The sequence below is a fragment of the Curvibacter fontanus genome (genome assembly GCF_054780335.1).
This window is the reverse complement of record NZ_BAAGWN010000047.1, coordinates 155820-180653: the sequence shown is the minus strand read 5'-3', so window position 1 is coordinate 180653 and position 24834 is coordinate 155820. Positions and strand designations below refer to the sequence as shown.

Below are 24834 nucleotides of genomic sequence, written 5' to 3'. Positions count from 1 at the left end.
CGCAGGCCCGGCTTATCAGACCAGCTTTTCTCCTCGCATCTGATCGGACGCGTACTCGCGTTCGCGGATCAGATGGGATTGGATGCCATCGACCAGGATCTCTGCAGCACGACCGCGCGTGTTGTAGTTGCTGGCCATGCTCATGCAGTAGGCGCCAGCCGAGAGCACGGCCAGCTGATCACCCGTTTGCACATCGAGCATCCGGTCACGCCCCAGCCAGTCACCGCTCTCGCACACCGGGCCGACGATGTCCCAGTTGATGTGGGCGCCCTGACGCGGTGCCAATGGCACGATCTGGTGGTAGGCCTCGTACATGGCCGGGCGTGGCAGATCGTTCATGGCCGCATCGACGATGCAGAAATTCTTCTGTTCGCCGGGCTTGAGGTAGAGCACTTCGGTCAGGCAGACGCCGGCATTGCCGACCAGAGAGCGGCCGGGTTCGATCATCAGCTGGCGCTGGCCATAGCCGCGCGCATCCAGCTTGGCGAGCAGCTTGGCCCACAGGGCATCGGCGGCGGGTGGTGTGTCGCCGTTGTAGTCGATGCCCAGACCGCCACCGAAGTCGATGTGGTGCAGCGGGATGCCGGTCGCTTCGATGGCCTGGACCAGATCGAGTACGCGGTCCATCGCGTCCAGGTAGGGCGACTCCTGCGTGATCTGCGAGCCGATATGGCAGTCGATACCCACGACTTTCAGGCCGGGCAGCGCGGCAGCGTGCTGATAGATGGTCAGCGCGCGTTCGTGTGCGATGCCGAATTTGTTGCCCTTGAGGCCGGTCGAGATGTAAGGATGGGTCTTGGCATCCACGTTCGGATTCACACGGATGCTGACAGGCGCGCGCTGACCTGCGGCAAGCGCCACTTCGTTGAGTACGTCGATTTCAGCTTCGCTTTCGACATTGAAACAGCCGATGCCCGCGTCAAGCGCCCGGCGCATTTCAGTGCGTGTCTTGCCGACGCCGGAGAAGATGATCTTGCTTGCGTCGCCACCCGCGGCCAGCACGCGTTCGAGCTCGCCGCCGGAGACGATGTCGAAGCCGCAACCGGCCCGGGCGAACAGCTGCAGTATGGCCAGCGAGGAGTTGGCTTTCATGGCGTAGCAGACCTGTGCCTTGCGGCCGGCAAAGCCGCGCTGGTAGGCCCCCAGGGCTGCCAGCATGGCCGCCTTGGAATACACGAACAGCGGCGTGCCATGCTGGCGGGCCAGATCGGCCAGGCGCACGTTTTCGATGAAGAGCTCATCGCCTCGGTAGGCAATATGGGGCTGGCCCGGGAGTGTCTTGGCAGTCATTGGGGGGCGGGAATGTTGGTGGAGACAGGAACAGGCGACGGGCCGGTGGCTGGCGTCTCGGACTTCTTGTTGTCGGGCATGGCCGGCCACATGGACTGGGGCAGGGTGGCGCGGTTGGCGGCAGCCGGCTCGGCAGGCAGGTACAGATTGCCGGTCTGGCCGCAGCCGCTCAAGGTCGAGAGCGCGCAGGCTGCAATGACAGCAAGCACGGCATGGCTTAGGGCCCTGACTAGAATCCGAGGGGTTTGCAACATCACGGAATTGTAATGACCGACACCGAATTCATGGACCGCGCCGAGAGTGTTCTGCGCGCCATCGAAGCCAGCTGTGACCGCTTCAACGAGGAAAGCGACGTCGACATCGACAACCAGCGCGTCGGCGGCATGGTGACCCTGGTGTTTCGCGATCGCAGCCAGATCGTGGTGAATCTGCAGAAGCCGCTGCATGAAATCTGGCTGGCGGCCCGCTCGGGCGGTTACCACTACAAGTTCGATGGCCGCCAGTGGCTTGATACCAAGGGGCAGGGCGAGTTCTTCGCCAGCCTGTCGCGTTATGCGAGCGAACAGGCTGGCTCGAAACTGGTGTTTTCCGCCTGATCAGTTCTTGAACAGGTCGAGAATGCGCAGCTTTTCTTCCGTGGGCGGATTGGGGGCCTGCGCCGGCGGCGCGGCGGCGGGGGCTGGTGCGGGTGCCGGCAGGATGCCTCCGGGCGGGGGCATGACGGCGGGTACGTCGTCCAGGCCCAGCGAGAGCACACCACCATCCTTGGCGTGTTCGGTGTACATCCAGTCGATACCGACTTGCACCACACCTTCGGGCGGCGCCAGTTCCAGGATGGGCACGTCGCGCAGGGCGTGTTCCATATAGTTGATCCAGACCGGCAGGCTCAGGCCACCGCCGGTTTCGCGGTCACCCAATTTGCGCGGTGTGTCGTAGCCGATCCAGGTGATGGCGGTGAGCGTGGGCTGGTAGCCGGCAAACCAGGCGTCCATGGAGTCATTCGTGGTGCCGGTCTTGCCATAGATATCGGGCCGTTTCAGGGCGGCCTGGGCCCGGCTTCCCGTGCCGGTGCGCATGACCTCCTGCAGCATGGTTGACATGACGAAGGCATTGCGTGCTTCAATCGCGCGCATGGATTCGTCGGGCACCACGGGTTTGGACTGGATCAGCACCTTGCCCTTCTGCTCGGTGATCTTGCTGATCATCCAGGGGTTGATGCGGTAGCCCCCGTTGGCGAATACCGAGTACCCGGTGGCCATCTGCATGGGGGTGACCGAACCAGCGCCCAGTGCCATGGTCAGGTAAGGCGGGTGTTTCTCGGCTTCAAAGCCGAATTGGGCGACCCATTCCTGGGCGTAGCGCGCGCCGATGGCGTCCAGCACGCGTATCGAAATCATGTTCTTGGATTTCGCGAGGCCGCGGCGCAGGGGCATGGGGCCCTCGAAGGCGCCGTCGTAGTTTTTCGGCTCCCAGGGCTGGCCACCAGTCAACTCGGGCTCGAAGAACAGGGGCGCGTCGTTGACCACGGTGGCTGGGGTGAAGCCTTTTTCGAGTGCGGCCGAATAGATGAAGGGCTTGAAGCTCGAACCGGGCTGGCGCCAGGCCTGGGTGACGTGGTTGAACTTGTTCTTTTCGAAATCGAATCCCCCCACGAGGGCTTTGATGGAGCCGTTGCGCGGGTCCAGGGAGACGAAGGCGCCCTCAACCTCGGGCAACTGCACGATTTCCCAGGTGTTTTTCGCCGTTTTCATGACCCGGATGATGGCGCCACGACGGATCTTGAGCTTGGGGCCGGCCCTGGGCTGCAGGCCGGGCTGGGCGATGCGCAGTCCCTCCCCTGTGATTTCCAGAGTTTCGCCACCGCGCCGCATGGCCATGACCTTGCGGGGGGTGGCTTCCAGCACCAAGGCGGTCAGCAAGTCGCCGTTGTCGGGATGCTCGTCCAGGGCATCATCGACAGTGTCTTCAAGCTCGGTGGCCTTGTCGGGCAGGGTGATGAACTTCTCGGGCCCCCGGTAGGCCTGGCGGCGCTCAAAGTCCATGATGCCCTGGCGCAGGGCCTGGTAGGCCACTTCCTGGTCCTTGGAGCGTATGGTGGTGTAGACGTTAAGTCCTCGCGTGTAGGTCTCCTCGCCATACTGGGCAAAGATCAGCTGGCGGACCATCTCGGCCACGAATTCAGCGTGGCTGCGTGCCGGGCCATTGCCAGCGGCGTTGTTGCCCCCCGATTTGATCCGCAGCTCCTGCTTTCTGGCGGTCTCGGCTTCTTCCGCCGTGATGAAACCGTTGTCCAGCATGCGGTCGATGATGTAGAGCTGGCGGCTGCGGGCGCGCTTGGGGTTGCTGATCGGGTTGTAGGCCGAGGGCGCCTTGGGCAGGCCGGCCAGCATGGCGGCTTCGGCAATCGTGATGTCCTTGAGCGCCTTGCCGAAGTAGGTCTCGGCGGCGGCGGCGAAACCATAGGCGCGGTTGCCCAGATAGATCTGGTTCATGTAGATCTCGAGGATCTGGTCCTTCGTGAGCAAATGCTCCAGCTTGAAGGTCAGCAGGATCTCGTAGATCTTGCGCGTGAAAGTCTTTTCAGAGGACAGGTAGACATTGCGCGCCACCTGCATGGTGATGGTAGAGGCGCCCTGGCTCTTGGCTCTGCCGACGTTGGCCAGGCCGGCGCGTACCACGCCCACATAGTCCACACCGCCGTGCTGGAAGAAGCGGGCATCCTCGATGGCCAGGACCGCATCGGTGAGGGTCTGGGGAATGGCTTTGATCGGGGTGAAATTGCGCCGTTCCTCGCCAAACTCGCCAATCAGATCCCCTTCCGCTGAAAAGATGCGCAGGGGGAGCTTGGGACGGTATTCCGACAGGTCGGAGATGTCCGGCAGATTGGGATAGGCCAGCGCCATGGCGATGGACACGATGATCAGCACCGAGGCCAGGCCGGCCAGTGCGATGCCGCCGCTCCACAGGCCGATGCGCAGGAGTTGGCGCACGGTGGCAGATCGGGGGAATTTCATGCCTTCAGGGCTAGGCGTGGGGGGGGACTCGGATGGAGAATCAAGGGGCATAAAGTCTTTGTAAGGTCGCATCAGCATTATAAAAATCTGCGCCCTCCCCAAGACCGGCATGTCCATTTTTATTGAGGCGACAAACTTCCTCGCAGATGTAAGGCCTGTTTCCAGGCGGTTGCAAACGCATACAAAGCGTCTGCTTTTGACAACGTTCAAAAGCGCAGAAATGGGAAAAATCCTTTGCAGGACAAGGACCTAACTGCTAGCATTCAAGTGAATTCATAAGTTTGCCGGCTTGTCGCCGGTTTCTTTGAGGGGATGCTCTTGATCTCATTGGGATCCTTGTTCAGTCGCCAGCCTGAGCCCATGCTGGGTTTGGATGTCAGCTCTTCCAGTGTCAAGCTGGTCGAGTTGAGCCAGAACAAAGCTGGCCAGTACGTGCTGGATCGTTGCGCGATCGAGCCGCTGGAGCGCGGCTGGATCACCGACGGCAACATCGAGAAGTTCGATGAAGTGGCCGAAGCCGTGCGCCGCCTGGTCAAGAAGAGCGGTACCAGGACCAGGAATGTGGCCATGGCCCTGCCGCCTTCGGCCGTGATCACCAAGAAGATCGTCCTGCCCGGTGGCATGAGCGAGGTCGAGCTTGAGATGCAGGTGGAGGCCGAGGCCAATCAGTACATCCCGTTCCCCCTGGAAGAGGTGAGCCTGGACTTCTGTGTCATCGGCCCGAGTGCGACTGCAGCGGGCGATATCGATGTGTTGATCGCGGCATCGCGTCGTGAAAAAGTCCAGGACATTCAGGGCCTGGCCGAATCGGCGGGCCTCAAGCCCGTCATCGTTGACGTGGAGTCCTATGCCTCCCGCCTGGCGGCCAAGCGCCTGATCGCCAATCTGCCGGAGCAGGGGGTAGGGGCCATCGTGGCGCTCTTCGAGGTGGGCGCGTTGACCACCAGCATGCAGGTGATCCGGGATGACGAGGTGCTGTACGAGCGTGACCAGGCTTTCGGGGGCGCCCAGCTGACCCAGCTGATCGTGCGCCAGTATGGCTTTTCGCTGGAGGAGGCCGAGTCCAAGAAGCGCAGTGGTGAGTTGCCTGAGGACTATGAAAGCAGCGTGTTGCGCCCCTTTATTGAAAGTATGGTCCAGGAAATCGGACGCGCCTTGCAATTTTTCTTCACCAGCACGCCGCACCACAAGGTGGACTACATCATGCTGGCGGGTGGGGCGGCCGCCCTGTCCGGGCTGACCGATGCCGTGACGCAGCAGCTGAGTTTCCCGTGCAGCCTGGTCAATCCCTTTGATGGCATGGAAATCGGTGACGGGGTTCGCCTGAAGAAGATGACCCGTGAGGCGCCCTCCTATCTGACGTCTTGCGGTCTGGCGATGCGGAGGTTCCTGCAGTGATACTGATCAACCTGCTGCCCCATCGTGAGGCTGCGCGCAAGCAGCGACAGGATGTCTTCAACGTCTCGCTGGGGGTCTCGGCCCTGGCTGGCGGTCTGATCGCGGGCATCGTCTTTCTGTGGCTCCAGAGTCAGATCTCTTCGCAGGAAGGGCTGAACACCATGTTGGGCCAGGAGATCCAGAAGCTGGACAACCAGATCAAGGATATCGCTGCGCTTGAGGCGGAGATTGCCGCCTTGCGGGCGCGACAGCAGGCGGTGGAAAACCTGCAGGCCGATCGCAATATGCCGGTGCAACTGCTGACCGAGTTGACACGCCAGTTTCCTGAGGGGGTGTATATCACCAGCATGCGCCAGGACAACCAGCTGATCAGTTTGCAAGGAACAGCTCAATCCAATGAGCGGGTTTCGGAGCTGTTGCGCAACTTGGCCTACCATTCCCCCTGGTTCTCCAAGCCGGAATTGATCGAGATCGTGGCTGCCAATGCGACTTTTGGCAAAGACCAGCGACGGGTGGCCAATTTCACCGTGCGTGTACGTATGCTGCGTGCCAGTGAGGTTCAGAAACCCCCGGTGTCTGCCGCACCGGCGCCGACTGCAGATGTGACGACACCCACGGCAGCGGCTCCCCAGCCGGCCAAGCCGTAAGGGTGCATTGATATGGCAAGTACATCCTCCCCCAACCTGAAACTCGCGCAACTCAAGCAAACGCTGCAGTCCCAGTTCAGCAATCTTGATCCGCGCAATCCGCTTGCCTGGCCGGCCCTGCCGCGTTATGGCCTGTTTCTGGCGATCGCCGTTGCGGTGGTCGTGTTGCTCTGGTTCCTCTGGCTCAGCGGTGAGGACGATGTCCTGACCCAGGCGCGTGAAAAAGAAGTGAAGCTGCGCGAGGAATACAAAACCAAATTGGCCAAGGCCATCAACCTGGACGCTTTGCGCAAGCAGCGTGAGCAGGTTCTGCAGTATGTGACGCAGCTGGAAAAGCAGTTGCCCAGCAAGGCGGAAATGGATGCGCTGCTGTCCGATATCAACCAGGCCGGTCTGGGACGCAGCTTGCAGTTTGACCTCTTCAGGCCCGGCTCGGTGGTGATCCGCGACTATTACGCAGAGCTGCCGATTTCCATCAGGGTGACCGGTCGCTTTCATGACATGGCTTCATTTACCTCCGACATCGCGCATCTGTCACGCATTGTGACGTTGAACAATCTGACGGTAGTGCCGGTAGCCGGCGGAACGACGCTGGCCATGGATGCAACGGCCAAAACCTTCCGTTACCTCGACAAGGATGAAATCGCCGCGCAGCGCAAGCCCGCAGGGGATAAAAAATGAGGCTGATGAGGTCTTTGCCCCTGCTGATGGCGGCGCTGGTTTTGGCGGGCTGTGGCGCGTCCAGCGAAGATGAGTTGCGTGCCTGGATGCTGGAGCAGCGCAACCAGATGCGCCCGCGCGTAGCGCCTATTTCTGAACCCAAGCCGTACAAACCCGAGAATTACGCTGATGCGGCGACCGTCGATCCTTTCAGCAAGGAAAAACTGACATCCGCGCTCAAGCGCGATGTGGCTCAGCCTGCCTCGATCACGAGTGCGCTGATTGCCCCGGAACTGGCGCGACGCAAGGAGGCCCTGGAGGCTTTCCCGCTCGACGCCATGTCCATGGTCGGCAGCCTGATTCAGGAGGGGCAACCGGCCGCCCTGATCCGGGTCGACCGGCTGCTTTACCAAGTCCGGCTGGGTAACTACCTGGGCATGAATTATGGGCGCGTGACCAAAATCACCGAGACCGAAGTTACCTTGCGCGAAATCGTGCAGGACGCCGTGGGGGAGTGGATCGAGCGTGCCGCCACACTGCAGTTGCAGGAGAGAGTCAAATGAAAAATCACACTATGAGGGTGCGCTGGACTGGCGCCGTGGTCTTGGCAATGCTGAGTGTTTCGGCGTTGGCGCAAACAGTCGGTGCGGAGACTTCACAGACGGCTTCTGCGCAACCCATCATCGAAGCCGTGACGGGTTCCCTGCAGGGCGGGGCAGAGGTGGTCAAGATCGATTTGTCCCAGCCTTTGGCGACCGTTCCGAATGGTTTTTCCATCAAGTCGCCGGCCAAGATTGCACTGGACATACCCGGTGTGGGCAATGCCATGGGGCGCTCCACGGTTGAGGTCAACCAGGGCAATCTGCGTTCGATCAATCTGATTCCTGCCGGGGACCGCACCCGCGTGGTGCTGAATCTGAAACAGGCTACGAATTACAAGGCCGAGTTGCAGGGGAAAGCCTTGCTGATTACGCTGGACGCTGTAGCGGCAAGTACGGCGCCCACTGCACCAGCCCCTACCTTTGCCGAGGCCAAGAACCGTGAAACCCTGCCGATCAAGGATCTTGACTTTCGTCGTGGCGTGAGCGGCTCGGGTCGTGTGGTTGTGGCTTTGCCGAATAGTCAGGTGGGTGTTGATATCCGACAAAGTGGGCAGACGCTTGTGGTGGAGTTCATGAAATCGAGTCTGCCTGAGGGCTTGCGCCGCAAGCTCGACGTGACCGATTTCGGAACGCCGGTGCAAACCGTGACGGCCTTCCAGGTCGGTGACCGCGTCCGATTGGTGATCGAGCCCAAGGGGGTCTGGGAGCACAGCGCCTACCAGAGCGACGATCAGTTTGTGGTCGAGGTCAAGCCCCAACGCGTCGATCCGACGAAGTTGACCCAAGGCCCTGGTTACAACGGACAGAAGCTTTCGTTGAATTTCCAGAACATCGAGATCCGTGCCCTGTTGCAGGTCATCGCCGATTTCACCAATTTCAACGTGGTGACGTCGGATTCGGTGACCGGGACGGTGACGCTGCGTTTGCAAGACGTGCCTTGGGACCAGGCCCTGGACATCATTTTGCAGTCCAAGGGCTTGGGCCTGCGCAAGAACGGCAATGTGCTGTGGATTGCGCCGAAGGACGAGATTATTGCCAAGGAAAAGCTGGAGCGTGAGGCCAATGCCGCGCTCGAGACGCTGGAACCCGTACGCACGCAGTCGTTCCAGCTCAATTACGCGAAAGCGGTAGACGTGGCTCGGCAGCTCACAGGGGGAGTAGTGGGAGGGCCCGTCGCTGCCCCGGCGGTTGGTGGTGTAGCCAGCGGCCGCATCCTCAGTCCCAGGGGTAGCGCCATTGCTGAGCCGCGGACCAATCAGTTGTTCGTAACCGATATCGGTAGCAAACTGGAGCAGGTCCAGGATCTGATTTCAAAGCTGGACATCGCTGTACGACAGGTGCTGATCGAGGCGCGTATCGTTGAAGCTTCCGATACCTTTGGTAAGTCTTTGGGTGTCAGGCTGGGTGGTGGTATGAATGCGGCCACAGATTCGACTGGGGCTGGTATCCAATTTGGGCCCAGCTACAGTGCCGCATCGGCGGGGACAACATCGGGCACCTTCGTGAACCTGCCGTCGGGTGGCCAGGGCGGTTTCAGTGCTGCCACTTTTGCGGTTTCCATCTTCGGTGAGAACGCTGCGCGCTTCTTGAACCTGGAGATTTCCGCCTTGGAGGCCGATGGCAAAGGCAAGGTGGTTTCCAGCCCGCGCGTCGTCACGGCCGACAAGGTCAAGGCGGTGATCGAGCAGGGTACCGAGCTGCCTTACCAAGTAGCCTCGGCCAGTGGCGCCACCTCTATCGCCTTCCGCAAGGCCAATCTGATGCTGGAAGTGACACCGCAGATCACGCCGGAGGGCAATGTGATCCTGGAGCTGGACATCAACAAGGATACGGTGGGCCAGTCCACACCCGCAGGTTTTGCCATCGATACCAAGCACGTGAAGACCCAGGTCCTGGTCGAAAATGGCGGCACGGTGGTGATCGGAGGTATCTTTACCCAGACGGAAACCGAAGATACGACCAAGGTGCCTTTCCTTGGTGATCTGCCGGGACTGGGCGTCCTGTTCCGCAACAATGTGAAACGTTCGGAAAAGCGGGAAATGCTGGTCTTCATCACACCCAAGGCTTTGACGGATCGCACTTCCCTGCGCTGAAGAGCGGGGTCAGGACGGTCTCTTGTCTATCAGTCTCATCGGCCTGCCCGGATCGGGCAAGTCCACCGTCGGGCGCCAGTTGGCCCGACGTTTGCAATTGCCTTTCACGGATGCCGATCAGGTGATCGAGCAGCGCATCGGCTGTCCGATCCGCGAGTTCTTCGAGCGTGAAGGGGAAGAGCGCTTCCGTGACATCGAAGAGCAGGCCTTGAGTGATCTGACCCTGCAGCCCGGCGTACTGTCGACGGGCGGCGGGGCCGTGCTGCGCAAGAGCAATCGTGAGCATCTGCATGCGCGCGGCAAGGCGGTGTATCTCAAGTCCACACCTGAAGAGTTGTTCAGGCGCCTGCGGCATGACACCCAGCGCCCACTCTTGCAGGTCAGCGATCCTATGCAACGGCTGCGCGATCTCTATGCCGCGCGCGATCCGCTTTACAGGGAGACGGCGCACTTTGTCATCGACACAGGGCGTCCCTCCGTGGCCACCCTGGTCAACATGATCGTCATGCAGCTGGAGCTGGCGGGCATCGTGCCCCATCACTGAGGGGCAATGTCCGACCTGGGGCCGGTCTTCGGGCCGTGCCCTAAACTCGGGGAATGTCTACACGTACCGATTCCACCCGTCCGGCAGCGATGCAGGTGCGCATCGAGCTGGCTGAGCGCAGTTATCCCATTTTCATCGGCAGCGGCTTGCTGGCACAGGCCGGCAGTTATGCCGGCTTGCCCCGCGCAGCACAGGCGCTGATCGTCAGCAACACCACGGTAGCGCCGCTCTATGTGAAGGCGCTGAAGAATGCCTTGCAGGCGCATTACGGGCAGATCCACGTGGTCGAACTGCCCGACGGCGAGTCACACAAGGACTGGTCGACCCTGAATCTGATTTTCGACGCCTTGCTGGCCCAAGCCTGTGATCGCAAAACCGTGCTGTATGCCCTGGGCGGTGGCGTGGTGGGTGATATGACCGGTTTTGCTGCCGCCAGCTATATGCGGGGCGTGCCCTTTGTCCAGGTGCCGACGACCTTGCTGGCCCAGGTGGATTCCTCGGTGGGGGGTAAAACTGCGATCAATCACCCTCAGGGTAAGAACATGATCGGCGCCTTCTACCAGCCGCAGCGGGTGATTTGTGATCTGGACACGCTCAAGACCCTTCCGGAGCGCGAACTCAGCGCAGGCCTGGCCGAGGTGATCAAGTACGGGCCCATTGCGGACATGGAGCTGCTGGCCTGGCTGGAACAGGACATGGAGGCCTTACGAGCGCGGGAGCCGTCGGCCCTGGCGCACGCGGTGCAGCGGAGTTGTGAAATCAAGGCCTGGGTGGTGGGGCAGGACGAGCGTGAGGCAGGTCTGCGGGCCATCCTCAACTTCGGCCATACCTTCGGGCATGCCATCGAGGCAGGCCTGGGTTACGGCGTCTGGCTGCATGGGGAGGCCGTGGGTTGCGGCATGGTGATGGCAGCCACCCTGTCGGAACGACTGGGCCTGGTCGACCAGGCATTTGTCCAGCGTCTGAGCCAGTTGATCGCCAGTGCCGGCTTGCCCGTGACCGGCCCGCAACTGGATGCGAACGACAACGCCGGGCGCTATCTGGAATTGATGCGTGTCGACAAGAAGGCCGAGTCCGGTGAGATCCGCTTTGTCGTGATCGAAGCACCAGGCCGCGCCGGCGTGCGTGGTGCGCCCGATGCATTGGTGCGCGAGGTCATTGATGCTTGCTGCCTACGCCAGTGATCCGGCTCGTACGCGCGGGCGGAAGTATCCGGAAGAGGCGGCTCCCACGCGTACCGAGTACCAGCGCGACCGTGACCGCATCGTCCATTCGACCGCCTTTCGTCGCCTGGTCTACAAGACCCAGGTCTTCCTGAACCACGAAGGCGATCTCTTTCGCACGCGCATGACGCACTCGCTGGAGGTGGCACAGCTGGGGCGGTCCATCGCACGCTCCTTGGGCCTCAATGAGGATCTGGTGGAAGCGATCGCCCTGGCCCATGACCTGGGGCACACACCCTATGGTCATGTCGGGCAGGATGCCCTGAACGAATGCATGGCCGGACATGGTGGGTTCGAACACAATCTGCAGAGCCTGCGGGTGGTCGACCAGCTGGAGGAACGCTACCCGGCCTTTGACGGCCTCAACCTCACCTTTGAAACGCGCGAAGGCATCCTCAAGCACTGCTCTCGTGCGAATGCCGAGCGGATCGAAGCGGTTGAACCCGGAGGGGTGGGGCTGCGCTTTCTGATACGAGCCCAGCCCAGCCTGGAAGCCCAGCTGTGCAACCTGGCCGATGAAATCGCCTACAACGCGCACGATATCGACGACGGCGTGCGCTCGGGTCTGATCACCCCGGATCAGCTCAAGGAAGTGCCCCTGTTTGCGGAACATCGCCAGCAGGCCCTGCGTGAACATCCCGGTCTGGCGCAGGCTGGCGCAGGGCGGCGCCTGCTTTACGAAACCATACGCCGCATGCTCAGCGCGCAGGTGTATGACGTGATCGAGGCAACGCGTTCCGAGCTGGCGCGCACGAACCCTGGGACCGCCGACGCGGTCCGGCAACTGCCCGCTCTGCTGTGTTTCAGTGCGGGCATGCGCGAGCGTTCGGTGCTGTTGAAGAAATTTCTTTTCCAGAACCTGTACCGCCATCCGCAAGTCATGCAGACCACCAGCCTGGCGCGACAGGTCATCCAGGAACTGTTCGAGTGCTATCGGCAGACGCCACAAGAGATGCAGGCCGGGCATGCGGCGCGTGCTCAGGCAGTACGGGAAAATCACGATTCGGACCACGCTGTGCTGCGCATCGTTGCGGATTACATTGCCGGTATGACGGATCGCTTTGCCAGCCGCGAGCACGAGCGTCTGACAGGCAAGAAGCTGTGGTCATGAAACGTCAGCTGGTGCATCCGGCCCTGGTGGTGATCGCCGCTGGTGTGGCGGCGGCCCTGCATGTCGGCAAACTCTCGCCCGCTCTGCCGGCCCTGGGGCAGGCATTGGGCGTGACCCTGGTGCAGGCGGGCTTCCTGCTGTCTCTGGTGCAACTGGCCGGCATGACGCTGGGGCTGGTGGCGGGGCTCACGGCCGATGGCCTGGGGCTCAGGCGCAGCATGCTGGGTGGCCTGTTGCTGCTCTCGGCGGCCTCTTTGCTGGGTGGTTGGGCGCGTGATGTCCCGGCCTTGCTGGTCTTGCGGGCGGTGGAGGGCCTGGGTTTTCTGCTGGTTTCGATGCCTGCCCCCAGTCTCATCCGTCATCTGGTCAAACCCGAGCGCATGAGCGTCATGCTGGGGCTCTGGGGGGCTTACATGCCCTTGGGAACCGCCAGTGCCCTCTTGTGCGGCCCGTTGTTCATCAGTCTGTTCGGTTGGGAAAGCTGGTGGTGGGTGCTGGCCGTCCTGACGCTGGCCATGGCTGTCTGGGTCTGGCAGGTCGTTCCGCCGGATACGCCGCGCACCTCAGCGACAAAGGGTCAGCCGCTGCAGCAGCCAGGCTGGGGGCATCGCCTGCGTCTTACGCTGGGGGCGCCGGGGCCCTGGCTGGTGGCGCTGAGTTTTGCCGTGTACTCGGGCCAGTGGCTGGCCGTCATCGGTTTTCTTCCCACCATTTATGCGCAGGCTGGCGTGGCAGGGGGGCTGAGCGCCGTGCTGACCGCCTTGGTGGCAGCTGTCAATATGGTGGGCAATATTGCCTCGGGTCGGCTGCTGGGGCGTGGCGTGAAGCCGCAGATCCTGCTGTATGCGGGTTTTGCCGTCATGGGGCTGGGAACCTGGCTGGCCTTCGTGACTTTCCCCCTGTCACCGGAGGGTCTGGGCCTGCCGCCCGTGCTCCGTTTCGTGGCCGTTGTGTTGTTCTCGATGGTGGGCGGCATGATTCCGGGTACGCTGTTTTCGCTGGCCGTGCGGCTGGCGCCGGGTGAAGGCACGGTGTCCACCACGGTCGGCTGGATGCAGCAGTGGGCATCGTTCGGTCAGTTCGCGGGGCCGCCCCTGGTGGCCTGGGTGGCCAGCGGCGCGGGGGGCTGGCACTGGACCTGGGCGGTGACCGGGGGCTGTTCCCTCATCGGCCTGGCGCTGGCCAGGCAGCTTGGACAGAGGAGCCGTGCATGAGCGAGACGCACGTGGAGGACGTGCCGCAAGAGCTGCGTGAGGTGGTCCTGCATGACATGCGGCACTGGCTGGAGCAGGCCGTGATCGGGCTCAACCTCTGCCCCTTTGCCAAGAGCGTGCACATCAAGGGCCAGATCCAGTGGTGTGTGAGTTCTGCACGCGATGAGCAGGCGGTGCGCAGCGATCTGGTGCGCGAGCTGCTGTCCCTGCAAGAGAGCGATCCTGCACAGCGCGATACCACCTTGCTGGTGCTGCCGCTGTGTTTCGAGGATTTCCTCGATTTCAATGCCTTCCTGGCGGTGGCCGATGCGGTCCTGGTTGAACTCGGATTGTTGGGGGAGTTGCAGATTGCCAGCTTCCACCCCCAGTACCAGTTTGCCGGCGCCGATGCCGACGACATCACCAACTGCACCAATCGCGCGCCATACCCGGCCCTGCACCTCCTGCGCGAAGCCAGCATCGACCGCGCTGTCGAAGCCTTTCCGGAGGCCGAGGCCATCTATGAGAAGAACATGCAGGTGATGGAGCAACTGGGGCATGCAGGTTGGGATGCGCTGGGCATCGTTCGTCATGCCAAAAGCAGCAGGACTGCAGGTGAAACTGGAGATGAGGTATGAAACACGGAGCGCGTGGAGAACGCCAGCAAGGCAAGACGCAGGTGAGTGCAAAGCAGGCACCGTCCTTGGCACCTGAGATTCGTCCGGGGCAATCCATCGAACTGCTCAAGGAACTGCACATTCTCACGCGCGATGGCAAGCTCAACCAGGATTCCCGGCGCAAGCTCAAACAGGTTTACCACCTCTTTCATTTCATCGAGGATCTGCTGCAGGACTTGCAAGCGCAGCGGGAGGATGGTGCATCGCCTCAGGCTGGCATCACGCTGGCCGACCACGGTGCCGGCAAGTCCTATCTGGGATTCATCATCTACGACCTGTTCTTCAAACAGAGCCCCGGTGGTCATGTCTTCGGCATCGAGACCCGGCCCGACCTGGTGCAGAAGTCGCGCGAGCTCGCGCAGCGGCTGGAATTTGCGCGCATGTCCTTTCTGAATCTCAGCGTGGCCGAGTCCATGCAGGCCGGTGAACTGCCCGCACGTATCGACATGGTCACGGCCCTGCATGCCTGCGACACGGCCACCGATGACGCCATTGCCTTCGGCCTGCAGAAACAGGCCCATTACATGGTGTTGGTGCCTTGCTGCCAGGCCGAGGTGGCGCGGGCCTTGAGCTCGGGCAAGGCCTTGTCCTTGTCGCGCACCCCGCTGGCCGAGCTGTGGCGCCACCCCCTGCACACCCGTGAACTGGGCAGCCAGATCACCAATGTCCTGCGCTGCCTTTACCTGGAGGCCATGGGTTATCAGGTGACGGTGACGGAACTCGTGGGCTGGGAACACAGTCTCAAGAACGAGCTCATCATTGCGCGCCATACCGGGCAGCGCAAGCGGGCCGCGGCCCAGCGCCTGCAGGCGATCCTGGAGGCGTTCGGTTTGACGGCCCTGTTGCAAAGCCGCTTTCGTTTGCCCGAGGGTCAACCGCCGGTGCCGGCTGACGTTGCTTGAAGATGCGGCCGAGTCGATGCCGATAAGACAATTTTTTTGAGGATGGAATCATGAAGAAACTTTGGCTTTGGGGTCTGGTGCTGGTACTCACTGGCTGTGCCAGCAGCAGCCCGGACGTGATCCAGCGTGGCGACGCCCAGCGCCTGTCGACCGTGGTGGACGCGGTCGTGCTTTCAGTGCGCCCGGTGACAGTGGAGGGCAGCCAGTCGGGCGTGGGTGCGGCCACCGGTGGCGTGGTCGGCGGCCTGGCCGGCTACGGCTCCGGCAGCGGTCAACGCGAGGCGCAGGTCATCGGCATCCTGGGGGCCGCGGCCGGTGCCGTGGCAGGCAATGTCATCGAGCGGGCGGGCACACGCGAAGAGGCTTATGAAATCCTCGTCCAGCTCAAGAGTGGAGAGCGCCGAGCCCTGGTGCAAGGCAAGGGGGAGGAAATGTTCCAGCCGGGGGACGCGGTGATCCTGATCACCAGCAGCGGCAAGGTGCGCGTGGCCAAGGCGCCCAAACTGTAATCGGGGACAGATTCAACTTATGATGATGCGGACCGTAGCTCCGCATCATCATGGCCCGTCTACCTCGACTCAGCATCCCCGGCTATCCGCACCACGTCATCCAGCGTGGCAATAACCGGCAAGCCATTTTCCTGAGAGATGCCGACCACCAGCGCATGCTGGACTTGCTGGAGGACCACGCCCAGCAGAACGAGGTGGCCGTCCATGCCTACGTGCTCATGGACAACCACTTCCATCTGCTGCTGACACCTCAGAGCAACCAGGGGCTGTCGCGTTTGATGCAGGCGGTCGGTCGCCGTTATGTGCGCTACTTCAATGACGCCCATGGTCGCAGCGGCACGCTGTGGGAGGGGCGCTACCGGTCCACCGTGATCGAGGCTGAGCGTTATCTGCTGGCCTGCATGGCCTACACCGACCTGAATCCGGTGCGCCACGGCCTGTCGGCGCAGGCGCGTGATTTTTTCTGGTCCAGTCATGCGCACTATGCGGGCCTGCGGGTGGATCGTCTGATCGCGCCGCATCCACTTTACTGGGAACTCGGCAACACGCCTTTTGCACGCGAGGCGGCTTATGCCCGGCTGGTGCAAGAAGGTCTGCCTTTGCAATTGCAGCAGGAGTTGACGGATTCGGCGCTGCGGGGCTGGGCACTGGGCGGCCCGGATTTCATGGCCATGCTGCAGAAGAAGACCGAGCGCCGGCTTAGCAAGGCCAGTCCAGGGCGGCCTGTTTCCTCCAAAACCAGCCCTGACTGATTTCCCGCTCAATGAAGGCGGGAGATTGGATACGTCGCTTTAATTAATATGTCCCCAATTATTTGTTGAACAAAAAAATCAAGAAATAATAAGAATCTGACCCTTATTATTTTGCTTGGAAATAATGTTGCGCTGCACTATGCTCGTGACCCCTGCGAAATAATTTAGGAGTGCGCCATGACCACGGCTGCCGAGATCCAGCATCTCCAAGAAAACGGTTTGTATTCGAGCGCCAACGAACATGACGCCTGTGGCGTGGGTTTCGTGGCGCACATCAAGGGTCACAAGAGCCATGACATCGTCCAGGGTGCACTCAAGATTCTCGAAAATCTGGACCACCGCGGCGCAGTGGGTGCCGACAAACTCATGGGCGATGGCGCCGGCATACTGATTCAGTTGCCTGACGCCCTCTACCGCGAGGAAATGGTCAAGCAGGACGTGACCCTGCCGCCGCCCGGCGAATATGGCGTGGGCATGATCTTCCTGCCCAAGGAGCACGCATCCCGTCTGGCCTGCGAGCAGGAGATGGAGCGCGCCATCAAGGCCGAAGGCCAGGTGCTGCTGGGCTGGCGTGACGTGCCGGTCAATCGCGAGATGCCCATGTCGCCCACCGTGCGCGAGAAGGAGCCTATCCTGCGCCAGGTCTTCATTGGCCGCGGCAGCAATGTGATCGTGCAGGACGCGCTGGAGCGCAAGCTCTTCGTGATCCGCAAGACGGCCAGCGCCGCGATCCAGAACCTGCAGCTCAAGCACAGCAAGGAATACTACGTGCCGAGCATGTCCAGCCGCACCGTGGTCTACAAGGGCCTGCTGCTGGCCGATCAGGTGGGCACCTACTTCCTGGACCTGCAGGACAAGCGTTGCGTCTCGGCCCTGGGCCTGGTGCACCAGCGCTTCTCCACCAACACCTTCCCGGAATGGCCGCTGGCCCATCCCTACCGCTATGTCGCGCACAACGGCGAGATCAACACCGTCAAGGGCAACTACAACTGGATGAAGGCCCGTGAAGGCGTGATGTCTTCGCCCGTGCTGGGCGAAGACCTGCAGAAGCTCTACCCGATCAGCTTCGCCGGCCAGTCAGACACCGCCACCTTCGACAACTGCTTAGAGCTGCTGACCATGGCGGGTTACCCCATCAGCCAGGCCGTGATGATGATGATTCCCGAGCCCTGGGAACAGCACACCACCATGGACGAACGCCGCAAGGCCTTCTACGAGTACCACGCCGCCATGCTGGAGCCCTGGGATGGCCCGGCCTCCATCGTGTTCACCGACGGCCGCCAGATCGGCGCCACGCTGGACCGCAACGGCCTGCGCCCCTCGCGGTATTGCATCACCGACGACGACCTCGTCATCATGGGCTCCGAGTCCGGCGTGCTGCCGGTGCCCGAGAACAAGATCGTGCGCAAGTGGCGCCTGCAGCCCGGCAAGATGTTCCTGATCGACCTGGAACAGGGCCGCATGATCGACGACGAGGAGCTCAAGTCCAACCTCGCCAACAGCAAGCCTTACAAGCAGTGGATCGAGAACCTGCGCATCCGTCTGGACGATGTGGTTCAGCCGGTGGCCGGCGAGGGTGAGAGCACGGTGAAGGGCGCAGTTGCGGAGTCGGCGGCCCTGGGCCTGGAGCACGTGGCGCCCACCTTGCTGGATCGCCAGCAGGCCTTCGGCATGACACAGGAAGACATCAAGTTCCTGATGGCCCCCATGGCCGTGAACGGCGAGGAAGGCATCGGCTCCATGGGCAACGACAGCCCGCTGGCCGTGCTGTCGGACAAGAACAAGCCGCTGTACAACTACTTCAAGCAGCTGTTCGCCCAGGTGACCAACCCGCCGATCGATCCGATCCGCGAGGCCATCGTGATGTCGCTGGTGTCCTTCATCGGTCCCAAGCCGAACCTGCTGGACATCAACCAGATCAACCCGCCCATGCGCCTCGAGGTGAGCCAGCCCGTTCTGGACTTCACCGACATGGCCAAGCTGCGCAATATCGAAACCACCACACAGGGCAAGTTCCGCAGCTACACGCTGGACATCACCTATCCGCTGGTCTGGGGCCGTGAGGGTGTGGAGGCCAAGCTGGCCTCGCTGTGCGCCGAGGCCGTGGACGCCATCAAGGGCGGTCGGAACATCCTGATCGTCAGCGACAGCGCCGTCAGCGCCACCCAGGTGGCCATCCCCGCGCTGCTGGCGCTGTCCGCCATCCACCAGCACCTCGTGCGCGAGGGCCTGCGCACGTCCGCCGGCCTGGTGGTCGAAACCGGTACGGCGCGCGAGGTGCACCACTTCGCCGTGTTGGCGGGTTACGGCGCCGAGGCCGTGCACCCCTACCTGGCCATGGAGACCCTGGTCGCGATGCACAAGGACCTGCCGGGCGCCTTGAGCGCCGACAAGGCCATCTACAACTACGTCAAGGCGATCGGCAAGGGCCTGTCCAAGATCATGTCCAAGATGGGCGTGTCGACCTATATGAGCTACTGCGGCGCCCAGCTGTTCGAAGCCATCGGCGTCAACAACGAGACCATCGAGAAATACTTCACCGGTACGCCCAGCCGCGTGGGCGGCATCGGCGTGTTCGAAATGGCCGAAGAAGCCCTGCGCATGCACAAGGCCGCTTACGGCAGCGATCCGGTGATGGCCACGATGCTGGACGCTGGCGGTGAGTACGCCTGGCGCAGCCGCGGCGAAGAGCATATGTGGACGCCCGACGCGATCGCCAAGCTGCAGCACAGCACGCGCGCCAACAACTTCAGCACCTACAAGGAATACGCTCAGATCATCAACGACCAGAGCATGCGCCACATGACACTGCGCGGCCTGTTCGAGTTCAAGATCGATCCGGCCAAGGCGATCCCCGTCGAGGAAGTCGAGGCGGCCACCGAGATCGTGAAACGTTTCGCCACGGGCGCCATGTCCCTGGGTTCCATCTCCACCGAGGCGCATGCCACGCTGGCCGTGGCCATGAACCGCATCGGCGGCAAGAGCAACACGGGTGAAGGCGGCGAGGACCCGGCGCGTTACCGTCAGGAACTCAAGGGCATTCCGATCAAGAAGGGCGAGACCCTCAAAAGCGTGATCGGCGAATCGCAAGTGGAAGTCGACCTGCCGCTGCAGGACGGCGACTCCTTGCGTTCCAAGATCAAGCAGGTGGCCTCGGGCCGTTTCGGCGTCACGGCCGAGTACCTGTCCAGCTCGGACCAGATCCAGATCAAGATGGCTCAGGGCGCCAAGCCGGGCGAAGGGGGCCAGTTGCCGGGTGGCAAAGTGTCGGACTACATCGGCAAACTGCGTTATTCCGTGCCCGGTGTGGGCCTGATCTCGCCGCCGCCGCACCACGACATCTACTCCATCGAAGACCTCGCCCAGCTGATCCACGACCTGAAGAACGTGGCGCCGCACGCCAGCGTCAGCGTCAAGCTGGTGTCCGAGATCGGTGTGGGCACCATCGCTGCGGGCGTGGCCAAGTGCAAGAGCGACCACGTGGTGATCGCCGGCCATGACGGCGGCACGGGCGCCTCGCCCTGGTCCTCCATCAAGCACGCGGGCAGCCCCTGGGAGATCGGCCTGGCCGAGACCCAGCAGACCCTGGTGCTCAACCGCCTGCGCGGCCGCATCCGCGTGCAGGCCGACGGTCAGATGAAAACCGGCCGTGACGTCGCCATCGGCGCGCTGCTGGGGGCTGATGAGTTCGGCTTCGCCACCGCACCGCTGGTGGTCGAGGGCTGCATCATGATGCGCAAGTGCCACCTGAACACCTGCCCGGTCGGCGTGGCCACGCAGGACCCGGTGCTGCGCAAGAAGTTCTCGGGCAAGCCCGAGCACGTGGTGAACTTCTTCTTCTTCATCGCCGAGGAAGTGCGCCAGATCATGGCCCAGCTGGGCATCCGCAGGTTCGACGACATGATCGGCCGGGCCGACCTGCTGGACGTGCGCAAGGGTATCGAGCACTGGAAGGCCCGTGGCCTGGACTTCAGCCGCCTGTTCGCCATGCCCGTCGTGCCGGCTGGCGTGCCCCGCTTCCATGTGGCCGAGCAGGAGCATGGCCTGGAGAAGAGCCTGGACCGCGTGCTGATCGAAAAATCCAGGGCCGCCATCGACAAGGGCGAGAAGGTCCAGTTCATGGAAGTGGTGCGCAACGTCAACCGTTCGGTCGGTGCCATGCTCTCGGGCGCGCTGACCAAGGTGCACCCGGAAGGCCTGACGGACGACACCCTGCGCATCCAGCTCGAAGGCACGGGGGGGCAGTCCTTCGGCGCTTTCCTGGCGCGTGGCATCACCCTGTACCTGATCGGTGACGCCAACGACTACACCGGCAAGGGCCTGTCGGGTGGCCGCATCGTGGTGCGACCGAGCATCGATTTCCGTGGTGAGTCCACCCGCAACATCATTGTCGGCAACACCGTGATGTACGGCGCCACCAGCGGCGAGGCCTTCTTCAGCGGCGTGGCCGGCGAGCGTTTTGCCGTGCGCCTCTCGGGCGCCAACGCCGTGGTCGAAGGAACGGGTGACCATGGCTGCGAGTACATGACGGGCGGCACCGTGGCTGTGCTGGGCAAGACCGGTCGCAACTTCGCCGCCGGCATGAGCGGCGGCCTGGCCTACGTCTACGACGAGGACGGACAGTTCGCCGCGCGCTGCAACACCGCCATGGTGTCGCTGGACAAGGTGCTGCCGGCTGCCGAGCAGGAAAAGAATATCCCGCGCACCATCTGGCACCGTGATCAGACCGACGAGGCCCAGCTCAAGAAGTTGCTGGAAGACCACCACCGCTGGACCGGCAGCAAGCGCGCGCGCGAACTGCTGGACCACTGGAACGAGGCCCGTGCCAAGTTCGTCAAGGTCTTCCCTAACGAGTACAAGCGCGCCCTGGGCGAGATCAACGCCAGGAAGGCTGCCGCGGCTCCGGCCAAGACCGCTGCCAAGAAAGAAACCGCTCCGGCGAAGTAAGAAGAAGGACGAAGGAATACATCATGGGTAAAGTCACCGGCTTCATGGAGTACGAGCGTGTCGAGGAGGGTTATGCACCCGTCACGCAGCGCGTCAAGAACTACAAGGAATTCGTGATCGGCCTGAGCGATGAGCAGGCCAGGGTGCAGGGCGCGCGCTGCATGGATTGCGGAACGCCTTTCTGCAACAGCGGTTGCCCGGTCAACAACATCATTCCGGACTTCAACGACCTCGTCTACCAGGGCGACTGGAAGAACGCGATCGAGGTGCTGCATTCCACGAACAACTTCCCGGACTTCACGGGCCGCGTCTGCCCGGCGCCCTGCGAGGCGGCCTGCACCCTGAACATCAATGACGATGCGGTGGGCATCAAGTCCATCGAGCACGCCATCATCGACAAGGCCTGGGAGCAGGGCTGGGTCCAGCCGCAGCCCGCCGCCGTGAAAACCGGCAAACGAGTAGCCGTGGTTGGCTCCGGCCCGGCCGGCATGGCCGCGGCCCAGCAGCTGGCGCGGGCCGGCCATGCCGTGACCGTGTTCGAGAAGAACGACACCATCGGCGGCCTGCTGCGCTTCGGCATTCCGGACTTCAAGTTCGACAAGTCGCACATCGACCGGCGTGTGAAGCAGATGGAAGCGGAGGGCGTGGTGTTCAAGACCAACGTCATGGTCGGTGAACTGCCCAAGGACTCCAAGGTCACCAACTGGGCCAAGGAAACGGTCAGCCCCGCGCAGCTGCAGAAAGAGTTCGACGCGGTCGTGCTGGCCGGCGGCGCCGAGCAGTCGCGGGATTTGCCGGTGCCTGGCCGTGACCTCGATGGCATTCATTTCGCCATGGAGTTCCTGCCGATGCAGAACCGCATCAACGCCGGCGGCAAGATCAAGGACCAGATTCGCGCCGACGGCAAGCACGTCATCGTGATTGGTGGCGGCGACACGGGCTCCGACTGTGTGGGCACCAGCAACCGCCATGGCGCGGCCAGCGTGACCCAGTTCGAGGTGATGCCGCAGCCGCCCGAGGAGGAGAACAAACCCCTGGTCTGGCCCTACTGGCCGCTGAAGCTGCGCACCAGTTCGAGCCATGAAGAAGGCTGTGCGCGCGAGTTTGCTGTCTCCACCAAGGAATTCATCGGCAAGAACGGCAAGGTCACGGGTCTCAAGACCGTGCACGTCGAGTTCAAGGACGGCAAGTTCGTCGAGATCCCCGGCACCGAGAAGGAATACAAGGCCGATCTGGTGCTGCTGGCCATGGGCTTCGTCAGCCCGGTGGCCACGGTCCTGGACGCCTTTGGCGTGGGCAAGGATGGTCGCGGCAATGCCAAGGCCAGCACGGACTTCCAGGGTGGTTACGTCACCAGTACACCCAAGGTCTTTGCCGCTGGCGACATCCGCCGCGGCCAGAGCCTGGTGGTGTGGGCGATTCGGGAAGGCCGCCAGGCTGCCCGGGCCGTCGATGAGTTTCTGATGGGTAGCAGCACCCTTCCGCGCTAGGCGGCCTTCCCGAATCGCCCGATGGGCGCAACAGGAATGGCGGGCTGGCCGCCCGCCATGCGCGAGGGCCGTCAGGCTGCGCGTGCGCTTGACGAATTCCTCATGGGGTCCAGCACCCTGCCGCGCTGACCCGGCACTATGCCGTATGATGCAAAAGCCGGAGCACGCCGGCTTTTGCATTTTTATGGCTGCATCATCAGATACCTCACTGGTCGAGCTGCGTAACGTCACGTTTGGCTACGGTGACCGTGTCATTCTTGACAAGGTCAGCCTGAGCGTGCCGCGCGGCAAGGTCACCGCGTTGATGGGCGCTTCCGGTGGTGGCAAGACCACCGTGCTGCGCCTGATCGGCGGGCAGAACCGGGCCCAGCAGGGCGAGGTGCTGTTCGATGGCGATGACGTGACCCGCATGGACCCGCAGCAGCTTTACCAGGCGCGACGCCGCATGGGCATGCTGTTCCAGTTCGGCGCCCTGTTTGCCGATCTCAATGTCTTCGAAAACGTGGCTTTCCCCCTGCGCGAGCACACCGACCTGACCGAAGAGCTGGTGCGTGATGTCGTCCTGATGAAACTCAATGCCGTGGGCCTGCGCGGTGCGCGCGACCTGATGCCCAGCGAGGTGTCCGGCGGCATGGCGCGCCGCGTGGCATTGGCCCGCTCCATCGTGCTCGACCCCGAACTGGTCATGTACGACGAACCCTTCGCCGGACTCGACCCGATTTCCCTGGGCACCGCGGCCCAGCTCATCCGTCGCCTCAACGACAGCCTGGGCATCACCAGCATCGTCGTCTCGCACGACCTGGAGGAGACCTTCCAGATCGCCGACCAGGTGGTGATCCTGGCCAACGGCGGGATTGCGGCCCAGGGCACGCCAGAGGAAGTCAGGCGTTCCACCGACCCCCTGGTGCAGCAGTTCGTGCAGGCCCAGGCCGAAGGACCGGTGCATTTCCATTACCCCGGCCCCAGCATCGAGCAGGATTTCGCAGGGGAGTTGCCATGAGCTGGTGGCGCCCCTCCGACGTGGGCTACGCCGTGCGCCGCAAGCTGGCGAACATCGGTTACGCCACGCAACTCTTCCTGCGCCTGATGCGGCTCGCCGGCGCGACTTTCAAGCGCTTTGGCCTGGTGCGCGACCAGATCCATTTCCTGGGCAACTATTCCCTGGCCATCATCGTGGTTTCGGGCCTGTTCGTGGGCTTCGTGCTGGGCCTGCAGGGTTATTACACGCTGCAGCGCTATGGCTCCTCCGAGGCGCTGGGCCTGCTGGTGGCGCTCAGTCTGGTGCGCGAGCTCGGTCCCGTGGTCGCGGCCCTGCTGTTTGCCGGGCGGGCCGGCACCTCGCTCACGGCCGAGATTGGGCTGATGAAGGCAGGTGAGCAGCTCAGCGCCATGGAGATGATGGCGGTGGACCCCGTGCGTCGCATCCTGGCGCCGCGTTTCTGGGGCGGTGTGATCACCATGCCCCTGCTGGCGGCGGTGTTCAGCGCCGTGGGCATCCTCGGTGGCTGGCTGGTGGGGGTCGTCATGATCGGCATCGATGGCGGCGCATTCTGGAGCCAGATGCAGGGCGGTGTGGATGTCTGGAAAGACGTGGGCAACGGCGTCGTCAAGAGCATCGTGTTCGGTTTCACGGTGACCTTCATCGCCCTCCTGCAGGGTTACGAAGCCCAGCCTACCCCGGAAGGGGTGTCGTCGGCCACCACGCGCACGGTCGTGATGGCTTCGCTGTCGGTTCTGGGTCTGGATTTCATCCTGACCGCCATGATGTTTAGCATTTGAGGA

21 protein-coding genes are annotated in these 24834 nt (G+C 62.6%); 18 read left to right on the top strand and 3 right to left on the bottom strand.

What is annotated here, in order from left to right; all coding sequences use genetic code 11:
* Positions 1 to 15: 15 nt before the first annotated feature.
* Both lysA and lptM read right to left on the bottom strand, forming a co-directional pair.
* On the bottom strand, positions 16 to 1290 hold the full coding sequence (gene lysA / locus ACYVH8_RS17815) for a diaminopimelate decarboxylase (RefSeq protein ID WP_460490154.1): 1275 nt from the start codon (positions 1288 to 1290) through the stop codon (positions 16 to 18).
* On the bottom strand, positions 1287 to 1499 hold the full coding sequence (lptM, locus tag ACYVH8_RS17810) for an LPS translocon maturation chaperone LptM (protein ID WP_460490153.1): 213 nt from the start codon (positions 1497 to 1499) through the stop codon (positions 1287 to 1289). The genes lysA and lptM overlap by 4 nt, the downstream gene beginning before the upstream one ends.
* Positions 1500 to 1556: 57 nt before the next feature.
* Here lptM and cyaY point away from each other — a divergent pair, with 57 nt between their 5' ends.
* Complete coding sequence (gene cyaY, locus ACYVH8_RS17805) at positions 1557 to 1886, top strand: iron donor protein CyaY (RefSeq protein ID WP_460490152.1); 330 nt, start codon at positions 1557 to 1559, stop codon at positions 1884 to 1886.
* On the opposite strand, the gene ACYVH8_RS17800 is transcribed toward cyaY, so the two are convergent.
* Positions 1887 to 4355, bottom strand: coding sequence for a penicillin-binding protein 1A (locus tag ACYVH8_RS17800; protein ID WP_460490151.1), 2469 nt, complete (start codon positions 4353 to 4355; stop codon positions 1887 to 1889). It abuts the gene before it with no gap.
* A gap of 267 nt (positions 4356 to 4622) precedes the next feature.
* Between ACYVH8_RS17800 and ACYVH8_RS17795 the strand changes: the two genes are divergently transcribed.
* The 17 genes from ACYVH8_RS17795 (at position 4623) to mlaE (ending at position 24831) form a co-directional block, all read left to right on the top strand.
* Positions 4623 to 5702: a pilus assembly protein PilM gene (locus ACYVH8_RS17795; protein WP_460490150.1), complete on the top strand. Its 1080-nt coding sequence runs from the start codon at positions 4623 to 4625 to the stop codon at positions 5700 to 5702.
* The gene (locus tag ACYVH8_RS17790; RefSeq protein ID WP_460490149.1) at positions 5699 to 6349 is read left to right on the top strand and encodes a PilN domain-containing protein; all 651 of its coding nucleotides are present in this window, start codon (positions 5699 to 5701) and stop codon (positions 6347 to 6349) included. The genes ACYVH8_RS17795 and ACYVH8_RS17790 overlap by 4 nt, the downstream gene beginning before the upstream one ends.
* A gap of 12 nt (positions 6350 to 6361) precedes the next feature.
* Positions 6362 to 7030 carry a type IV pilus inner membrane component PilO gene (locus ACYVH8_RS17785; RefSeq protein ID WP_460490148.1) on the top strand — a complete coding sequence of 223 codons (669 nt, stop codon included), beginning with the start codon at positions 6362 to 6364 and terminating at the stop codon, positions 7028 to 7030.
* Between the two features lie 5 nt (positions 7031 to 7035).
* Entirely contained in the window at positions 7036 to 7572 is a 537-nt protein-coding gene (locus ACYVH8_RS17780; protein ID WP_460490174.1) for a pilus assembly protein PilP, read from the top strand.
* Positions 7569 to 9704 carry a type IV pilus secretin PilQ gene (gene pilQ / locus ACYVH8_RS17775; RefSeq protein ID WP_460490147.1) on the top strand — a complete coding sequence of 712 codons (2136 nt, stop codon included), beginning with the start codon at positions 7569 to 7571 and terminating at the stop codon, positions 9702 to 9704. The genes ACYVH8_RS17780 and pilQ overlap by 4 nt, the downstream gene beginning before the upstream one ends.
* A 22-nt stretch (positions 9705 to 9726) precedes the next feature.
* Complete coding sequence (locus ACYVH8_RS17770; protein ID WP_460490146.1) at positions 9727 to 10248, top strand: shikimate kinase; 522 nt, start codon at positions 9727 to 9729, stop codon at positions 10246 to 10248.
* A 53-nt stretch (positions 10249 to 10301) separates the two neighbouring features.
* Positions 10302 to 11432: a 3-dehydroquinate synthase gene (aroB, locus tag ACYVH8_RS17765; RefSeq protein WP_460490145.1), complete on the top strand. Its 1131-nt coding sequence runs from the start codon at positions 10302 to 10304 to the stop codon at positions 11430 to 11432.
* Complete coding sequence (locus ACYVH8_RS17760) at positions 11410 to 12582, top strand: deoxyguanosinetriphosphate triphosphohydrolase (RefSeq protein WP_460490144.1); 1173 nt, start codon at positions 11410 to 11412, stop codon at positions 12580 to 12582. The genes aroB and ACYVH8_RS17760 overlap by 23 nt, the downstream gene beginning before the upstream one ends.
* Entirely contained in the window at positions 12579 to 13796 is a 1218-nt protein-coding gene (locus ACYVH8_RS17755) for an MFS transporter (RefSeq protein ID WP_460490143.1), read from the top strand. The genes ACYVH8_RS17760 and ACYVH8_RS17755 overlap by 4 nt, the downstream gene beginning before the upstream one ends.
* Complete coding sequence (locus ACYVH8_RS17750) at positions 13793 to 14413, top strand: DUF1415 domain-containing protein (RefSeq protein ID WP_460490142.1); 621 nt, start codon at positions 13793 to 13795, stop codon at positions 14411 to 14413. The genes ACYVH8_RS17755 and ACYVH8_RS17750 overlap by 4 nt, the downstream gene beginning before the upstream one ends.
* The gene (locus tag ACYVH8_RS17745) at positions 14410 to 15354 is read left to right on the top strand and encodes a class I SAM-dependent methyltransferase (protein ID WP_460490141.1); all 945 of its coding nucleotides are present in this window, start codon (positions 14410 to 14412) and stop codon (positions 15352 to 15354) included. The genes ACYVH8_RS17750 and ACYVH8_RS17745 overlap by 4 nt, the downstream gene beginning before the upstream one ends.
* Positions 15355 to 15404: 50 nt before the next feature.
* Complete coding sequence (locus ACYVH8_RS17740; RefSeq protein WP_460490140.1) at positions 15405 to 15863, top strand: outer membrane lipoprotein; 459 nt, start codon at positions 15405 to 15407, stop codon at positions 15861 to 15863.
* A gap of 50 nt (positions 15864 to 15913) precedes the next feature.
* Positions 15914 to 16615, top strand: coding sequence for a transposase (locus ACYVH8_RS17735; RefSeq protein ID WP_460490139.1), 702 nt, complete (start codon positions 15914 to 15916; stop codon positions 16613 to 16615).
* A gap of 177 nt (positions 16616 to 16792) precedes the next feature.
* Positions 16793 to 21562: a glutamate synthase-related protein gene (locus ACYVH8_RS17730; protein WP_460490138.1), complete on the top strand. Its 4770-nt coding sequence runs from the start codon at positions 16793 to 16795 to the stop codon at positions 21560 to 21562.
* Positions 21563 to 21585: 23 nt separating this feature from the next.
* Positions 21586 to 23052 (top strand): glutamate synthase subunit beta, encoded by a 1467-nt coding sequence (locus ACYVH8_RS17725; protein ID WP_460490137.1) that lies wholly within the window; start codon positions 21586 to 21588, stop codon positions 23050 to 23052.
* Between the two features lie 184 nt (positions 23053 to 23236).
* Positions 23237 to 24052, top strand: a complete 816-nt coding sequence (locus ACYVH8_RS17720; protein WP_460490136.1) for an ABC transporter ATP-binding protein — start codon at positions 23237 to 23239, stop codon at positions 24050 to 24052.
* Positions 24049 to 24831, top strand: coding sequence for a lipid asymmetry maintenance ABC transporter permease subunit MlaE (gene mlaE / locus ACYVH8_RS17715; RefSeq protein WP_460490135.1), 783 nt, complete (start codon positions 24049 to 24051; stop codon positions 24829 to 24831). The genes ACYVH8_RS17720 and mlaE overlap by 4 nt, the downstream gene beginning before the upstream one ends.
* Positions 24832 to 24834: the final 3 nt, after the last annotated feature.

Bases quoted from the DNA above. Each gene is read 5' to 3' on its own strand.
- lysA (WP_460490154.1), bottom strand. From the start codon at position 1,290: ATGACTGCCAAGACACTCCCGGGCCAGCCCCATATTGCCTACCGAGGC.
- cyaY (WP_460490152.1), top strand. From the start codon at position 1,557: ATGACCGACACCGAATTCATGGACCGCGCCGAGAGTGTTCTGCGCGCC.
- ACYVH8_RS17800 (WP_460490151.1), bottom strand. From the start codon at position 4,355: ATGCCCCTTGATTCTCCATCCGAGTCCCCCCCCACGCCTAGCCCTGAA.
- ACYVH8_RS17785 (WP_460490148.1), top strand. From the start codon at position 6,362: ATGGCAAGTACATCCTCCCCCAACCTGAAACTCGCGCAACTCAAGCAA.
- ACYVH8_RS17780 (WP_460490174.1), top strand. From the start codon at position 7,036: ATGAGGTCTTTGCCCCTGCTGATGGCGGCGCTGGTTTTGGCGGGCTGT.
- pilQ (WP_460490147.1), top strand. From the start codon at position 7,569: ATGAAAAATCACACTATGAGGGTGCGCTGGACTGGCGCCGTGGTCTTG.
- aroB (WP_460490145.1), top strand. From the start codon at position 10,302: ATGTCTACACGTACCGATTCCACCCGTCCGGCAGCGATGCAGGTGCGC.
- ACYVH8_RS17760 (WP_460490144.1), top strand. From the start codon at position 11,410: ATGCTTGCTGCCTACGCCAGTGATCCGGCTCGTACGCGCGGGCGGAAG.
- ACYVH8_RS17755 (WP_460490143.1), top strand. From the start codon at position 12,579: ATGAAACGTCAGCTGGTGCATCCGGCCCTGGTGGTGATCGCCGCTGGT.
- ACYVH8_RS17750 (WP_460490142.1), top strand. From the start codon at position 13,793: ATGAGCGAGACGCACGTGGAGGACGTGCCGCAAGAGCTGCGTGAGGTG.
- ACYVH8_RS17745 (WP_460490141.1), top strand. From the start codon at position 14,410: ATGAAACACGGAGCGCGTGGAGAACGCCAGCAAGGCAAGACGCAGGTG.
- ACYVH8_RS17740 (WP_460490140.1), top strand. From the start codon at position 15,405: ATGAAGAAACTTTGGCTTTGGGGTCTGGTGCTGGTACTCACTGGCTGT.
- ACYVH8_RS17735 (WP_460490139.1), top strand. From the start codon at position 15,914: ATGGCCCGTCTACCTCGACTCAGCATCCCCGGCTATCCGCACCACGTC.
- ACYVH8_RS17730 (WP_460490138.1), top strand. From the start codon at position 16,793: ATGACCACGGCTGCCGAGATCCAGCATCTCCAAGAAAACGGTTTGTAT.
- ACYVH8_RS17725 (WP_460490137.1), top strand. From the start codon at position 21,586: ATGGGTAAAGTCACCGGCTTCATGGAGTACGAGCGTGTCGAGGAGGGT.
- ACYVH8_RS17720 (WP_460490136.1), top strand. From the start codon at position 23,237: ATGGCTGCATCATCAGATACCTCACTGGTCGAGCTGCGTAACGTCACG.
- mlaE (WP_460490135.1), top strand. From the start codon at position 24,049: ATGAGCTGGTGGCGCCCCTCCGACGTGGGCTACGCCGTGCGCCGCAAG.